General features: G+C 69.7%; 12 protein-coding genes. 2 read left to right on the forward strand and 10 right to left on the reverse strand.

Annotated elements, in window-relative coordinates; translation table 11 throughout:
• Positions 1–147 precede the first annotated feature (147 nt).
• On the forward strand, positions 148–765 hold the full coding sequence (locus AB0L21_RS08700; protein ID WP_365782957.1) for a GNAT family N-acetyltransferase: 618 nt from the start codon (positions 148–150) through the stop codon (positions 763–765).
• A 72-nt stretch (positions 766–837) separates the two neighbouring features.
• On the opposite strand, the gene trxA is transcribed toward AB0L21_RS08700, so the two are convergent.
• From trxA to AB0L21_RS08735, 7 genes are all read right to left on the reverse strand, one after another.
• Positions 838–1,170, reverse strand: a complete 333-nt coding sequence (gene trxA / locus AB0L21_RS08705; protein ID WP_356335619.1) for a thioredoxin — start codon at positions 1,168–1,170, stop codon at positions 838–840.
• Between the two features lie 48 nt (positions 1,171–1,218).
• A complete protein-coding gene (gene trxB / locus AB0L21_RS08710; protein ID WP_365700187.1) occupies positions 1,219–2,187 on the reverse strand; it encodes a thioredoxin-disulfide reductase in 969 nt (322 codons plus the stop codon).
• Between the two features lie 153 nt (positions 2,188–2,340).
• On the reverse strand, positions 2,341–3,282 hold the full coding sequence (locus AB0L21_RS08715) for a hypothetical protein (protein ID WP_365782959.1): 942 nt from the start codon (positions 3,280–3,282) through the stop codon (positions 2,341–2,343).
• Positions 3,279–4,028 carry an RNA polymerase sigma factor SigM gene (sigM, locus tag AB0L21_RS08720; RefSeq protein WP_365782961.1) on the reverse strand — a complete coding sequence of 250 codons (750 nt, stop codon included), beginning with the start codon at positions 4,026–4,028 and terminating at the stop codon, positions 3,279–3,281. Before sigM ends, AB0L21_RS08715 begins: the two co-directional genes overlap by 4 nt.
• Before the next feature lie 26 nt (positions 4,029–4,054).
• Entirely contained in the window at positions 4,055–5,776 is a 1,722-nt protein-coding gene (locus tag AB0L21_RS08725; RefSeq protein ID WP_365782963.1) for a protein kinase family protein, read from the reverse strand.
• Between the two features lie 118 nt (positions 5,777–5,894).
• Positions 5,895–8,270, reverse strand: a complete 2,376-nt coding sequence (murJ, locus tag AB0L21_RS08730; protein WP_365782965.1) for a murein biosynthesis integral membrane protein MurJ — start codon at positions 8,268–8,270, stop codon at positions 5,895–5,897.
• A gap of 45 nt (positions 8,271–8,315) precedes the next feature.
• Positions 8,316–10,688, reverse strand: a complete 2,373-nt coding sequence (locus tag AB0L21_RS08735; protein WP_365782967.1) for a DUF6049 family protein — start codon at positions 10,686–10,688, stop codon at positions 8,316–8,318.
• A 257-nt stretch (positions 10,689–10,945) separates the two neighbouring features.
• On the opposite strand from AB0L21_RS08735, the gene AB0L21_RS08740 reads away from it, so the two are divergent.
• On the forward strand, positions 10,946–12,388 hold the full coding sequence (locus AB0L21_RS08740; RefSeq protein ID WP_365700199.1) for a CCA tRNA nucleotidyltransferase: 1,443 nt from the start codon (positions 10,946–10,948) through the stop codon (positions 12,386–12,388).
• 92 nt (positions 12,389–12,480) lie between these two features.
• Here the strand turns inward: AB0L21_RS08740 and AB0L21_RS08745 are convergent, their stop codons facing one another.
• The 3 genes from AB0L21_RS08745 to AB0L21_RS08755 form a co-directional block, all read right to left on the reverse strand.
• Entirely contained in the window at positions 12,481–13,743 is a 1,263-nt protein-coding gene (locus AB0L21_RS08745) for an MFS transporter (RefSeq protein WP_365782969.1), read from the reverse strand.
• 100 nt (positions 13,744–13,843) lie between these two features.
• A complete protein-coding gene (locus AB0L21_RS08750; protein ID WP_365700203.1) occupies positions 13,844–14,926 on the reverse strand; it encodes an inositol-3-phosphate synthase in 1,083 nt (360 codons plus the stop codon).
• Between the two features lie 43 nt (positions 14,927–14,969).
• On the reverse strand, positions 14,970–15,653 hold the full coding sequence (locus AB0L21_RS08755; RefSeq protein ID WP_365700205.1) for a helix-turn-helix transcriptional regulator: 684 nt from the start codon (positions 15,651–15,653) through the stop codon (positions 14,970–14,972).
• Positions 15,654–15,849: the final 196 nt, after the last annotated feature.

A 15,849-nucleotide genomic window follows, 5' to 3' on the forward strand; every position in this document is an offset into this window, starting at 1 on the left:
GCTTTGGTGCGGTATCGAGTGAATCCGATCGTGGATACGATGCGATCAGATAGGGCACATCCACCGGACAGCGTCTGCATCTGTGAGTGGAGAGACGGGGGCAGCCGCTCGCGATGCGGCGGGCGAAGGAAGCGAGGATCAGCCTTCATGGGGCGTCGGCTCGTGCCGCTCACACTGGACAACGTTCAGGACCTTCCCCACCGTTGTCGTTCGTGTGTCTTCTGGGAGCTGGACCCCGTCAGCGGCGAAGCGGCGGTGAAGGCGGGCACCGCCGCGCTGGAGAAGGAATCCTGGATCTCCGCCGTCCTGCTGGACTGGGGGTCGTGCGGCCGGGTGGTGTACGTCGATGACGTACCGGCGGGCTTCGTCCTCTACGCTCCTCCGGCCTATGTCCCCCGCTCGACGGCCTTCCCCACGAGCCCGGTCTCGCCGGACGCCGTCCAGCTGATGACCGGTTTCATCATGCCGGGATATCAGGGGCAGGGGTTGGGCCGGGTGCTGGTGCAGGCGGTCGCCAAGGATCTGCTGCGTCGGGGCTTCAGGGCGATCGAGGCGTTCGGCGACTCCCGCTGGAAGGAGCCCGCCTGTCTGCTGCCCGCCGAGCATCTGCTGGCCGTGGGCTTCAAGACGGTCCGGCAGCATCCGACGCATCCCCGGTTGCGGCTGGAGTTGCGGTCCACGCTCTCTTGGAAGGAAGACGTGGAGATGGCGCTCGACCGGCTCCTGGGGGCGGTCCAGAAGGAGCCCGCGCTGAGGCCGCTGTAGCGCAGAAGGCTCACCACGAAACGAAAGGGGCCGACCCTTGCGGGCCGGCCCCTTCATGTTTCACGTGAAACGTCACTTGGTGATGAACTCTTCGAGGTCGCGGAGAAGCGCGGCCTTGGGCTTGGCGCCGACGATGGTCTTGGCAACCTCGCCGCCCTGGTAGACGTTCAGGGTCGGGATGGACATGACGCCGTACTTGGCGGCCGTGCCCGGGTTCTCGTCGATGTTGAGCTTGACGATCTCGATCTTGTCGCCGTGCTCAGCGGCGATCGCCTCCAGGGACGGGGCGATCTGACGGCACGGCCCGCACCACTCCGCCCAGAAGTCCACGAGGACAGGCTTGTCGCTCTTGAGGACCTCCTGATCGAAGGAGTCGTCGGTCACAGTCTTCAGGTTGCCGGCCACGGTGGGCTCCTTACCTTGGTCGTGCGGTGGGGTGAGGGAGAGGAAAGGTCAGACGGCGGTCTTCTCGGGCTCCGCCTTCTCCTCGTCCGCGAGGGCGGCGAGGAAGCGCTCGGCGTCCAGGGCGGCGGAGCAGCCGGTCCCGGCCGCGGTGATCGCCTGACGGTAGGTGTGGTCGACCACGTCACCGGCGGCGAAGACACCGGTCACGTTGGTGCGGGTGGACGGGGAGTCGACCTTCACGTAGCCCTCCTCGTCCAGGTCCAGCTGGCCCTTGAACAGCTCGGTGCGCGGGTCGTGGCCGATCGCGATGAACAGGCCCGTCGCGGGCAGCTCGGACAGCTCGCCGGTCTTGACGTTGCGCAGCTTCAGGCTGGAGAGCTTCTGGTCGCCCTGGATCTCAGCGACCTCGCTGTCCCAGACGAACTTGATCTTCGGGTCACCGAAGGCACGCTCCTGCATCGCCTTGGAGGCGCGCAGGGTGTTCCGGCGGTGGACGATCGTCACGGACTTGGCGAACCGCGAGAGGAAGGTGGCCTCCTCCATCGCGGTGTCGCCACCACCGATCACGGCGATGTCGTGGTCCTTGAAGAAGAACCCGTCACAGGTGGCGCACCAGGAGACGCCACGGCCGGAGAGCGCGTCCTCGTTCGGCAGGCCCAGCTTGCGGTGCTGGGAGCCGGTGGTGACGATGACGGCCTTCGCCCGGTGCACGGTACCCGCGGTATCGGTGACGGTCTTGATCTCACCGGTCAGGTCGACGGAGACGACGTCGTCCGGAACCAGCTCGGCACCGAATCGCTCGGCCTGGGCGCGCATGTTGTCCATGAGCTCGGGGCCCATGATGCCGTCGCGGAAGCCCGGGAAGTTCTCCACCTCGGTGGTGTTCATCAGCGCACCACCCGCGGTGACAGCGCCCTCGAACACCAGGGGCTTCAGCGACGCACGGGCGGTGTAGAGCGCCGCCGTGTAGCCTGCGGGCCCGGAGCCGATGATGATCACGTTACGGACGTCGCTCACGGCTTGATTCCTCGTCTCTGGTCTGTGTCAGTCGACCGGTGGGAGTCCCTTTCGGGACTCTCACCCCACCCAACGGATCCTACGGGGCCCGCATTCCCGGTGTGCCCCGGCACACGCGTGCCCAGGAACGACCGAAGGAGTGTTCCAACCGGCTCAGTGACGCGCGACGGACTGCTTCAGAAGGACCTGGCCGGCCGAAGCCGTCGGCTGGTGCACACAGGCCGCGTCCACCACATAGGCGGTGACCCGCTTCCTGTCGTGTGCGTCGGCTACGACGACGAGGTAGGCAGGCTTCCCCGCGTACGTTCCCGTCTTGGCGCCCAGGACGTCAGCGCTCTGGTTGAGCGCTTGCCGGACACAGTCGGGGACCGGAACCGCGGTCTGGAGCAGGGTGTTGGGGCCCTCGGTCGAGCCGGGTGTGTCCGACCCGCCGTCGCCGCCCAGTCGGGGCTTCACGCTGTCCGGCGGCAGGCCCTTCTTGGGGGTGAGGAGGGCGTGCACCTGGTTCTGCACGCTGTCGCCGGAGAAGGTGTCGGCGGAGGCGGTCGGTGTCCCGTGGGCGGTCGTGTGGTCGCTGGTGTCCCCGAGCGACTTCACGATCAGGCCTCCGGCGCCCAGCACCGCGGCGGTGAGAACGGCGCCCAGGACGAGCCGGCCACGGCGCCGCCCATGCTGGGACCCCTTGCGCCCAGGCCCGGTCCCCGCACGCGGACGCCCCGCGGGGCGGTCGGCGGGGTGATCAGTGGCAGGAACAGTGGAGTGGACAGCGGGGGGTGTACTGGGGTGGGCAGTGAGGGGCGATGTTTCACGTGAAACATCGCCTGCGGTGTCCTCGCCGCCCGCGTTCCGTGGTGCCTCGGCGGCAAGGGCGACGCCGAGGCGCTCGACCACATCGTCCGGCATGGGCTCCAACGCCGCTGCGGACCCCAGCAGGCCCCGGATCTCCCCCAGTGACGTATAGACGTCCGCGCACGCTTCGCACGCGTCCAGATGGCGTCGTACGTCAGCGCTGCGGTCCGGCGGAAGGAGGTCTTCGGTGAGGTCGGAGATCTCCGCGACGTCCGGGTGCCCGGCCGTGTCTGTCGTGGACGTCACGCTCGCCCACCTCCGCCCTTCACTACGGCTGAATCGCTCGGTCCCGCGTCCCTGGGATGCCCGCTCGGTGACCCCGTTGCCGGTGGGACGGATGACCCCTGCCCCCGGTTCCGTTCCCGGCCGGTCTCCTTCCCGCTCCCGGCACCGGCCGATCGTGCCTCCGGGGCGCCTTCGGGCCGTAGATGCGTGAGCAGCGGCAGCAGCCTGGCCCTGCCCCGGGCGCACCGGCTCTTCACCGTCCCCGTCGGGACATCGAGGATCCGCGCGGCCTCCGCCACGGGGTAGCCCTGCATGTCCACCAGGACCAGAGCGGCCCGCTGCTCCGGCGGAAGGGTGCCGAGCGCTTCGAGGAGCTGGCGGTGCACGTCCTTCCGCTCGGCCGGTGCCGAGGCGGACTCGTACGGCTCCAGCAGCTGCTCCAGCCGTTCTGTGTCGTCGACCGGAGCCGTCTTCCGGGACGCCGTCTTCCGCGCCCGGTCCAGGCAGGCGTTCACCGTGATCCGGTGCAGCCACGTCGTGACGGCCGACTGCCCCCGGAAGGTGTGGGCGGCCCGGTAGGCCGACACCAAGGCGTCCTGAACCGCGTCAGCGGCCTCCTCACGGTCCCCCAGGGTCCGCAGGGCGACCGCCCAGAGCCGGTCCCGGTGGCGCCGCACGATCTCACCGAAGGCCTCGGGGTCGCCTTCCACGTGGCGGGCGAGCAGGTCGCGGTCGCCCACTCCGTCGTATCCGGCGCCCTCCGCCATCTGCCCCCTCCGGTCCGGGTGAGACGTCAGCCCGTGAACTTCACTTCGCCGATGGCCTGCTTGTAGCCGGCACTGGCGTACAGGGTGGAGTCGTACCCCGAGTTGGGCACGGCCGTCAGCCAGACGAGAACGTACCGCGTCTTGACCGGCTTGGTGACCTTCACCGTGGCCGTGGTACCCGTCGTCGTGACGCTGCCGATCTTCGTCATGGAATCCAGCGAGGCCGGCGACAGGGAATCCGCGGTGTACAGCTCGACCGTCGTGTGGTCACCGCCGTAGCGGAGGTCGACGGTGGCCGTGCTGAGCTTCTCGGCCGAGCCGAGGTCGTACACGATGCCGACGCCCGGCTTGAACGGCGCGATCGTCGGACCTTCGTTGAAGCTCTTGGTCTTCCAGTACGTCGAGGTGTCGCCGTCGTAGGTCTTCGGGATGTTGCCGGGGCTCTGGGCATCGCCCTCGGCGACGAACTCCTGGCCGTTCTGGATCTTTATCGGAGTCGGCTTCGGCTTCACGGCGTTCTTGTCGCCGCCGTCCGTCGTCTGGCTCTTGTTGGTGTCGTCCGAGTTCCCGCCCCGGTCCATCAGAGCGTCCGCCAGCTGCCAGCTGCCCAGACCCAGGGCGGCGATGAGCAGGGCCGACACCGCCCACTTCAGGGCCTTCCCGGTGCGGCTCTGCAGCGGGGGCGGCGGGGGAGCGATCGGCTGGGTGGCCCCCGGGTGCGGGGCCGGGCGGCCGTAGGTCCCCTGCTGATAGGTGGTGCGCTGGTACTCCGGCGGGGCCGTGAACGCCGGCTCGGGCGGGCGGATGCGCGGCATCTCACCGATCGCCTTCACCAACTCCTCCGGTGTCGTGCACGGAGCCTCGTGACGGGACGCCGTGGCGCCGTCGTTGACGAGGGCGCGCATGGCGAGTTCGGACAGGCCGCGGTGCACACCGGCCCGCACCTGGTCCGGAGGGATGAGGCCGATGTCCTTGGGGAGACCGGACAGACCGTAGGCGTCGCTCTCGTAGGGCCAGCGCTGGGTCAGCGCCGCGTACAGCAGGGCGCCGATCGCCTCGGTGTCGGTGCGCTGCGGGGTGTCGGAGCTGACGCCCCGCAACGCGGCGTTCACGGCGAGACCACGGATGCGCCACTGGCCGGTGGACGTGCGCAGCACGGCGTTCGGGTTCAGCCGCAGATGGGCCAGACCCTCCCGGTGCGCGGCGGCCATCGCGGAGGCGACCTGACTGACCATCTGGTAGGCGTCGTGCGGCTCCAGCGGGCCGCCGGCGAGCAGCGTGGACAGTTCTGTGGCGTCGGGCAGCCACTCGTGGACGACGTAGACGAGCTCGTTCTCCTCGACGGCGTCGAGGACCTGGACGAAGCGTGGATCGCCCAGGAGGGCGGAGGAACGGGCGGCGGCGAGGACGGAGCGGGCCCGGGCGTGGTCCGCGGGCAGTACATGGACGCCGACGGCACGACGGAGTTTCTCGTCGACCGCACGCCAACTGCTGAATCCGTCCAGACGGGTGACGCACTCCTCCAGCCGGTAGCGTCTGGCGAGCTTGTGACCGCTGTGCAACTCCGCAGGCGAGGCCTTCCGTCCGGAACCTTCGGTTTCGCCGCTCCCCTGTGCCTCGTCGCTGTCCGTGTCCCGCTCCGGGTTCTTGGCCACCCCGTCGGCCGTGGACTGGTCCGCCTTGGCGGTCAGCGGTTGCTCACCGCTGTTGTCTGCCACGTCGACGGCAGCCGTGCTCCGTTCCGCCACCGTCGTCCCTGCCTCCCCATCCGTTGCACGCTGTCCGACGCCGAAACCAATTGTGCCCACAGTCCGCCGCTATGCACGACACACAGCAGCGGACGATGGTTGTGCGCCTACCCCCGCCTCAACGCCCCAGACGCCCGCGCACCATTCCGACGAGCGAGTTGAGTTCCTCGATGCGCATCCGGCGGGCGGCGACGAAGAAGACTCCGAACAGGACGGCACCACCGGCGATCAGTGCGGCGAAGGAGCCGACGACGCCGAGGCCGAGGGTGTGCCCGATGCCGTAGCAGGCCGCGCCGCTGAGCAGAGCCGCCGGAACCGAGGCGATACCCAGCCGTGCGTAGGTGCGCAGCACCCGGGCGCCGTCCAGGTCCCCGCCCAGCCGCTTGCGCAGTCGGCGCCAGGCGACGCCCACCCCGATGGCATAGGCGAGGCCGTAGGCGGCGGCCATGCCGGCGACGGCCCAGCGCGCCGGCAGCAGGAAGTAGCACAGGAGCGACGCGCCCGCGTTGACCACGGCCACGATGACCGTGTTGTAGAAGGGCGTGCGGGTGTCCTCGTAGGCGTAGAAGGCGCGCAGGACGACGTACTGCACGGAGTAGGGGATCAGACCGAGGGCGAAGGCCATCAGCATGTAGCCCATGTTGGTGGCCGCGCCGGTGCCGGCGGAGCCGAAGATCAGCGTGCACATCGGGATGCCGAGCGAGACGAACCCGAAGGCGATCGGCACGATGGCGACCGCGGTGGTGCGCAGACCCTGGGAGATGTCGTCGCGGATGGCGCCCGCGTCGCCCTCGGCGGCCGAGCGCGAGATACGCGGCAGCAGGGCGGCCATCAGGGAGACGGTGATGATGGCCTGCGGCAGGCCCCAGATCAGCTGGGCGTTGGCGTAGGCGGCGAAGCCGGTGCCCTTGACCCCGGAGTCCTTGCCGGCGGCGGTGGACAGCTGGGTCACGACCATGGCGCCCGCCTGGTTGGCGAGGACGAACAGGACTGTCCACTTGGCGAGCATCGCGGCCTTGCCCAGGCCGTGGCCCCTCCAGTCGAAGCGGAGCCGGATCCGGAAGCCGGTCTCGCGCAGGTAGGGGATCATCGCCAGGGCCTGGACGACCAGGCCGAGCAGCACGCCGACGCCGAGCAGGCGCTGGCCCTCCGGCGGGATGGTGGTGACGTCCATGTGGGAGTTGGCGGCGGTGCCGTAGACCCAGATGAACATGCCGAGCGTCACGATGATGACGATGTTGTTCAGGACCGGGGTCCACATCATCGCGCCGAACTTCCCGCGCGCGTTGAGGATCTGACCCATCACCACATGGATGCCCATGAAGAAGATCGAGGGCAGGAAGTAGCGGGTGAAGGTGACCGCGACCTCGTTCGCCGCCGGATTGCTGGCCACCGGGTTGGCGAGCAGCCGCACCAGGAGAGGCGCGGCGAACATCGCGAGTCCGGTCAGGGCGGCCAGGGCCACCATCACGAGGGTCAGCAGCCGGTTGGCGAAGGCCTCGCCGCCGTCCTCGTCCTCCTTCATGGAGCGCACCAGCTGGGGCACGAACACGGAGTTCAGGCCGCCGCCGACGGTGAGGATGTAGATCATCGTCGGCAGCTGGTAGGCCACCTGGAAGGAGTCGGCGAGGAAGCCGAGGCCCAGCGCCGCGGCGATCAGCGCGGAGCGGATGAAGCCGGTGAGGCGGGAGACCATCGTGCCCGCCGCCATGACCGCACTGGACTTCAGCAGCCCGGCGGCCCGCCCGCCCTTCTTGGCGGGAGCGGCCGTGTCACCGGCCGTGGTGGCTTCCGGGTCGAGGATCCCGGGCGGGGCCGCGGGGTCCGGAGCGGCGGCCGGAGCGGGCACCTGGGACTGTGCCGCGTATCCGGTGGCGGACGGACCGGCAGGGTACCCGGCGCCGGCGTACGGGTGGCCCTGCTGCGGGCTGTGACCGTGCGCCGGCGGGTACGGGCCGGCGGGGCCGTGCCCACCGCTCGGCGCCGCGGCGGGTCCCGGAACGGCCGGGGGATCCATGGGCGCGTGGCCGCCGCTGTGCTGCTGGTCCTTGAAGAGGTGCGCGAAGGCGTCCGGCTCGTGGTACTCCTCGCCGGAGTGCGTGACCAGATCGTCCACGCCCACGAACTGGGTCGTGCGCGGGTCCTCGCCGTACGGCAGGTACTGGGTCGCGCTCCCCGGCTCCGGCGCCGGGGTCTGCGCCCACACGTTCGGGTCGGGCGCGTAGGGCGACTGGGCGGGCGGGGCGTACAGCGGCTGCTGCTGCTCGTACGTGCCCGGGGCCGGCGGCGGGTGCGCGGCACGGTCGTACAGCGCCTCGGCGACCGGGTCCTGGGCGGCCAGGTCGCGCGCCCGGTAGGGGTCCTGCTCGTAGGCGTCCTGGAGATACATGTCCGCCGCGTGCTGCGGCGGCACCTGGCCGGGCTCGGGCGGCGTCTCGGGGTAGCCCGAGCCGGCCGCGCCCTGACCGCGGTCACCGTCGTACGGCGCGTTCATGCTTACCCCACCTCATCGTCCCGGGCCAACCGGCCACGACATCGCTCAACGGTCCACTCTCTCACCCGTCCCGGACGGGTCGGCGCTTTCCGGTGCGGTGTCCGGCGCAGGGTCACTCGGCTGCTCCGGGTCGTCTGCCCCGGAGGTGGAGTCGGACTCTTCCGGGAGACGGTCGCCGGGCGCTTCCGGGTTCCCGGGATCGCCTATGTCCTCCCCCGCCGTACCGGGGCCGTCCTCGTCGGCCTGCCGGGCGGCCGCGCGCTTGCGCTGGGTGTACATCCGGAAGCCGGCGAGCACGAGGAGCAGGACGCCGCCACCGATGACCAGCATCACGGTGGGCGTGACCTCGGTGACCTTCACGTCGAAGCTGACGGGGTCGCCGTACTCCCGGCCGTCCTCGGTGTACAGCTGGGCGATGACCGTGACCCGGCCGTTGGCGTTGGCCGAGGTGGTGAACTTCACCGACTGGCTGTGCCCGCCGGAAACCTCCACACGCTGCTCCGCGTAGGCCTTGCCGTCGAGCTTCAGACGGGTCGGCATGGACGAGGTGAGGCGCAGCACCAGATGGCCCACGGGCTGGACCAGGTTGTTCTGGACGGTCACCGGGATGGTGGCGCTCCGGCCCGAGAGCTTGGTCTCGGACTTGTCGATCAGCTTGACCTGCTCGGTCAGCTCGTCGAGCCAGGCCTCCACGCCGCCGCGATAGCTGTCCGCCTCGCCGCCCCGGCCCCGCCAGGACGTGGACATCTCGCGGTTTATGGCCCGCCCGAACGGCGTGACCACGCGGGACTGGTCGGAGAGGATCACCCGGAAGTTGTCGAGCTTGTCCTGGGTGCGGGCGATCTGCTCGAAGACCGCCCTCGGCAGCTCCTGCCGACGCAGCGAGGAGGGGTAGGCGGACGTCGACGGGATGCGTGTGGTGGCGCCCGGGTCCGGCTTGTCCTTGGCTGCCGCGGAGAGGTCCTGGAACTGGGACCAGGTGCCGCCCTGGAGCGCCTTCAGCGCCGCCGCCATCGCCTGCGCCTGGCTCGCCGTGGGCATGCGCTGCGGAGCGACGACGATGCTGCGCTGTTTGTCCGTCTGCGCGTTCAGCGCCAGGCTCTGGGCCAGGAACCGCTGGACGGCGAGGGTGGCCGAGCCCGCCTTCGTGAGGTCGCCTTCGAACGCCGTGGACAGCCGGGCGTCGGCGACGACCGCCGTGGTGCCTCCGCCGACCGGGCGGGCGGCGGACGGCGTGTACGGCAGCCCGCCGGTCTCCTGAAGGCTGTCGCTGCGGGCGATCACCCGGTCGGCCCCGGCGGAGGTCGCGACCTTCATGATCGACGGGTCCACGGCGCCGTTCACCGGCCAGGCGAAGTCGGTGCTCGGTGTGACATGGAGCACGGTCTTCACGGTGATCGCGGCGACGTCGGTGGCGTCCTTGAGGTGGCTGAGCGAGCCGGTGACACTGGTGCCCTTGTGCGCCAGGGAGGCCAGGTCCGGGTCGGCGAACGGCAGGGCGACGACCTCCTTGCCGGCCACCGCCTTCTGCAGGGCCGCCAGCCACTGCTTGGCGACCGCCTGGTGTTCCCGCGGGCCGGGCGTGCTGGTGCCGTCGGCACCCTGGAGCCGGTAATTGCCCGCGGCCATCGCGTCGACCGAGGCGAGCAGGTCGGGGTCGATCACCCAGGTGACGTCGAGGTCCTTGCCCAGGTCCACCATCTGGGCCAGCCGGCCGCCGGGGGCCAGATCCTTGGCCAGGTCGTCGTCGAGGAACTCCGGCGTCTGCAGGTCGCCCGCGCCCGTCTTGGCCGTCATGTGGACCGTGGAGATCAGCGGCCACAGGAACGACGTCTTCGTCTTGGTGTCGGCCTCCGACGACTGCCAGGGCAGGAACGTCCGCTGGATACCGAGCACCTGGTCCCAGGCCTGGGCGGAGGTCTGGCCGGACAGGGTGACCCCGAACTCGTAGACCCCGTCGTCGCCGAGGTCGAGCTGGTCCACGGGGACGGAGAGCGTGAAGTGCTCGGCGACCCCCGGGGCCAGCTTGTCGAACTTCTCCTCGTACTTGTCGTCGACGTCCGTGCCGGTGCTGCCCTGCGGTTCGTCGGAGTGCCGGGCGACGGAGTCGATCTCCGAGCGGGTGGTCAGCTCGCGGCCCACCCGCAGACCCACATGGGCGTCGGTGACGGCCTGCTTGCCGTTGTTCGTCACCGTGCCCGACACGGTCAGCGTGTCGCCGTCCGTGGGAGCACTAGGGCTGAGCGAGTCCAGGGAGACGGACACCGTGCCGGAGGAGGCCGCCTGCGCGGGCCCGGCTGCGGGCAGCTGGAGCACACCGGCCAGCAGTGGTGCCCCGGCGAGCAGTGCTCCGGCGCGCCGCAGCCACCGGCGGGCAGGTGAGGCACTGGTCCCCTGGAAGTCAGCCGCCTCGGCCACGCGCTCGCCCGTCCCTCGTCGTCGTCAGTGGTCGTCGGAATGTGCGTCCACGCATGGTAACGATGCGCGCTGAAGGGAAGTGCCGCGGTCTCCTCCACAAGATCGAAGGACAACCGTGACCCGTCCCCTATATCCAGTATCGAGGGGAGAGCGGCCGTACGCCGCAAGAGCAGTGCTTGCACGGGTATGCCGGGAGCTGTCCGCACCGCGTTATCGGGGGCGCCCCTGGTCGCGCGGGGCACGTACCCTCTTCTGTTGTGCCGAACCCGAACGAAGACACTCCCTCTGCCCTGAGCCAGGCGCAGCAGCGCGCGCTCGCCGAGCTGCTGCGGGTGGCCCCCGTCGCCGACGACCTCGCCCGCCGATTCCAGGACGCGGGCTTCTCGCTCGCCCTGGTCGGCGGATCGGTCCGCGACGCGTTGCTCGGCCGGCTCGGCAACGACCTGGACTTCACCACCGACGCCCGCCCCGAGGACGTACTGAAGATCGTCCGGCCCTGGGCGGACGCCGTCTGGGAGGTGGGCATCGCCTTCGGCACGGTCGGCGCACACAAGGACGGCTACCAGATCGAGATCACGACCTACCGGTCCGAGGCCTACGACCGCACCTCGCGCAAGCCTGAGGTGTCGTACGGGGACTCCATCGAGGAGGATCTCGTCCGCCGCGACTTCACGGTCAACGCGATGGCCGTGGCGCTGCCGGAGAAGGAGTTCATCGACCCGCACGGCGGACTGGAGGATCTCGCGTCTCGTGTCCTGCGGACGCCGGGCACGCCCGAGGCGTCGTTCTCGGACGATCCCCTGCGCATGATGCGGGCTGCCCGGTTCGCCGCCCAGCTGGGCTTCGAGGTCGCCCCCGAGGTCGTCACCGCCATGACGGAGATGGCCGGGCGGATCGAGATCGTCTCGGCCGAGCGGGTCCGGGACGAACTGAACAAGCTCATCCTCTCCGCCCACCCGCGCGAAGGTCTGACCCTGCTCGTCGACACCGGGCTCGCCGGGCACGTCCTGCCCGAGCTGCCGGCACTGCGGCTGGAGAGGGACGAGCACCACCGGCACAAGGACGTCTACGAGCACACGCTGATCGTCCTGGAGCAGGCGATCGCGCTGGAGGAGAACGGCCCGGACCTCACCCTCCGCTTGGCCGCGCTGCTGCACGACATCGGCAAGCCGCGCACCCGCCGCTTCGAGAAGGACGGCCGGGTCTCCTTCCACCACCACGAAGTGGTCGGCGCCAAGATGACCAAGAAGCGCATGACCGCCTTGAAGTACTCCAACGAGCTGGTGAAGGACGTCTCACGGCTGGTCGAACTTCACCTGCGCTTCCACGGCTACGGAACCGGCGAGTGGACGGACTCGGCGGTCCGCCGGTACGTCCGTGACGCGGGCCCGCTGCTGGACCGCCTGCACAAGCTGACCCGTTCCGACTGCACCACGCGCAACAAGCGCAAGGCGGTGGCACTGTCCCGGGCCTACGACGGCCTGGAGGAGCGCATCGCCCAGCTTCAGGAGCAGGAGGAACTGGACGCGATCCGCCCCGACCTCGACGGCAACCAGATCATGGAGATCCTGGGGATCGGTCCCGGCCCGGCTGTCGGCAAGGCGTACAAGCACATGCTGGAGCTGCGTCTGGAGAACGGTCCGATGGAGCACGACGCTGCGGTGGCGGCGCTCAAGGAGTGGTGGACCGAGCAGAGCTGAGCCGATCTGGGCGATGTTTCACGTGAAACACCCGTCTGCGACGGAGACACCGAGGGGCGATGTTTCACGTGAAACATCGCCCCTCGCTCTGTCTACCGGCGTGCGAAGCGGGCCAGCCCGGCGGTGATCACGCCATAGATGACGGCGACGAGAACCACCAGCACTGCCGAGCGGCCGTCCGGTGGAAGCATCAGGGCTGCCACTCCCGCCGCACCGACGAAGGCGACGTTGAAGAGCACGTCGTACACGGAGAAGACCCGGCCGCGGAAGCCGTCCTCGATGCAGGACTGGACGATCGTGTCCGTGGCGATTTTGGCGCCCTGGGTGATCAGGCCCAGAACGAAGGCCGCGACCATGAGCGGTCCGGTGGCGAAGGGCAGGCCCAGCGCGGGTTCCAGCACCATGGCCGCGCCGGAGCACACCACGATCCAGCGGATGGGGCCGAGCCGCCCCGCCGCCCAGGGCGTCACCACGGCCGCCGCGAAGAATCCCGCGCCGGAGAGTGCGAGCGCCGGTCCGAGCAGCCGCAGCCCTTCTTCCGGAGTGTCGGCCAGGGCATAGCGGCAGAGCATGAGCAGCAGGACGAGGAGGGCGCCGTAGCAGAAGCGCATCAGCGTCATCGCGCCCAGAGCCCAGGCCGCTTCCCTGCGTCCCGGCGCGGCCAGGTGCCGCATGGCCGCCAGCAGCTCGCGCGCCGTCGTGGCCAGCGCCGTGCCGAGGCGGGGTCGGGCCGGGTGACGGTCGGGACCTAGCAGGCCGGGTGCCAGGCGAAGAGACGTGAGGCTCGCGCACAGGTACAGGAAGGCGCCGAGCAGCACCACCGCCGCGTCGGAGTCCGATGCCACGATCCGCACGCCGAAGGCCAGGGCTCCGCCGGCGGTCGCGGCGAGGGTGCCGGCGGTCGGAGAGAGTGAGTTGGCCAGCACCAGGCGCTCGGTGTCGACGACCCGCGGCAGGGCGGCGGACAGCCCGGAGAGGACGAAGCGGTTGACGGCCGTGACGCACAGCGCGGACACGTAGAAGAGCCAGTCGGGAGCGTGGTCGAGCATCAGCGCGGCGGTGGCCACGGCCAGCAGGGCGCGCAGCAGATTGCCGTACACGAAGACCTGCCGGCGGCGCCAGCGGTCCAGCAGGACACCGGCGAAGGGCCCGACCAGCGAGTAGGGGAGCAGCAGGACCGCCATCGCCGAGGCGATCGCGGCGGCCGAGGTCTGCTTCTCCGGGGAGAAGACGACGTACGCGGCGAGCGCGACCTGGTAGACGCCGTCGGCGCCCTGGGACAGGAGGCGCACGTACAGCAGGCGCCGGAAGTTCCCCAGGCGCAGCAGGACGCGCAGGTCACGGACGACGGGCATGGATCACACCCTCACACATGCGGAAGGTCCCCGGGTCGCGGAACCCGGGGACCTTCACAGCCCTGGCAGGAGCGTTCTCGTGCGAGCGGCGCCGGACGCCTTAGCGCTCGACCTCGCCGCGGATGAACTTCTCGACGTTCTCGCGGGCCTCGTCGTCGAAGTACTGGACCGGCGGGGACTTCATGAAGTACGAGGAGGCGGACAGGATCGGGCCGCCGATGCCGCGGTCCTTGGCGATCTTCGCGGCGCGCACCGCGTCGATGATGACACCAGCGGAGTTGGGGGAGTCCCAGACCTCCAGCTTGTACTCCAGGTTCAGCGGGACGTCACCGAAGGCGCGGCCCTCCAGACGGACGTAGGCCCACTTGCGGTCGTCCAGCCAGGCCACGTAGTCGGACGGGCCGATGTGGACGTTCTTCTCGCCGAGGTCCCGGTCGGGGATCTGAGAGGTGACGGCCTGCGTCTTGGAGATCTTCTTGGACTCCAGGCGCTCGCGCTCGAGCATGTTCTTGAAGTCCATGTTGCCGCCGACGTTCAGCTGCATCGTGCGGTCGAGGATGACACCGCGGTCCTCGAACAGCTTGGCCATGACGCGGTGCGTGATGGTGGCGCCGACCTGGGACTTGATGTCGTCACCGACGATCGGCACACCGGCCTCGGTGAACTTGTCCGCCCACTCCTTGGTGCCGGCGATGAAGACCGGGAGGGCGTTGACGAAGGCGACCTTGGCGTCGATGGCGCACTGGGCGTAGAACTTCGCCGCGTCCTCGGAACCGACGGGCAGGTAGCAGACCAGGACGTCGACCTGCTTGTCCTTCAGGATCTGGACGACGTCGACCGGCTCGGCGTCCGACTCCTCGATGGTGGCGCGGTAGTACTTGCCGAGGCCGTCGAGGGTGTGGCCGCGCTGGACGGTGACACCGGTGGTGGGCACGTCACAGATCTTGATGGTGTTGTTCTCGGAGGCGCCGATGGCGTCCGCGAGGTCAAGACCGACCTTCTTGGCGTCGACGTCGAACGCGGCGACGAACTCGATGTCGCGGACGTGGTAGTCACCGAACTGCACGTGCATCAGGCCGGGGACCTTGGACGCCGGGTCGGCGTCCTTGTAGTACTCGACTCCCTGCACCAGCGACGCGGCGCAGTTGCCCACGCCGACGATGGCTACGCGAACCGAACCCATTCCGGTTGCTCCCTGTGTGTACGAGTGAGGCCCTGACTGGGACTCACGTGGCGGTGTCGTCGGGCGTATCCGTCCGGGGGGTGTCCCCGGGACGGGGCAGGCCGCCCGTCGATCCAGTGGTGGTGTCCTGCTGAGCGGACCCCCCGGACGCGGAACCCCTCAGGTCCCGTCCGGCCCGCTCGCTCTCGATGAGCTCGTTCAGCCAGCGCACTTCGCGCTCCACGGACTCCATCCCGTGGCGCTGGAGCTCAAGTGTGTAGTCGTCGAGGCGCTCCCGGGTGCGCGCCAGGGAGGCGCGCATCTTCTCCAGGCGCTCCTCCAGGCGGCTGCGCCGGCCCTCCAGGACGCGCATGCGCACATCGCGCGAGGTCTGCCCGAAGAAGGCGAACCGTGCGGCGAAGTGCTCGTCCTCGTACGCGTCGGGGCCGGTCTGCGAGAGCAGCTCCTCGAAGTGCTCCTTGCCTTCCGCGGTCAGCCGGTAAACGATCTTGGCGCGGCGTCCGGCGAGGGGAGCGGCGAGGGCGTCGTCGTGGGTGTTTCCGGGTTCCTCGATCAGCCAGCCGTTGGCGACCAGCGTCTTGAGGCAGGGGTACAGCGTCCCGTAGCTGAACGCGCGGAACACACCCAGTGACGTGTTGAGGCGTTTGCGCAGCTCGTAGCCGTGCATCGGGGACTCCCGGAGCAGGCCGAGCACGGCGAACTCAAGGATGCCGGAGCGCCGGCTCATCGTCGCCTCCTCTCGGTCCCGCAGGTCCGTCCCGCAGGTCTCGCACTGCCTGGCAGCGTCTTTATCTCGCACTGATGTATCGGCTCGATACATCACGACGATAGAACGGCCTACCGCACGCGACAAGAGGGACGGTGGTGAACGGGATCACATCACCGATTCGTACGAGGCAACTTGCCTGTTTTGGGGTGAACTT

Origin of the sequence: Streptomyces sp. NPDC052721 (assembly GCF_040678315.1) — a bacterium.
Classification (GTDB): domain Bacteria; phylum Actinomycetota; class Actinomycetes; order Streptomycetales; family Streptomycetaceae; genus Streptomyces.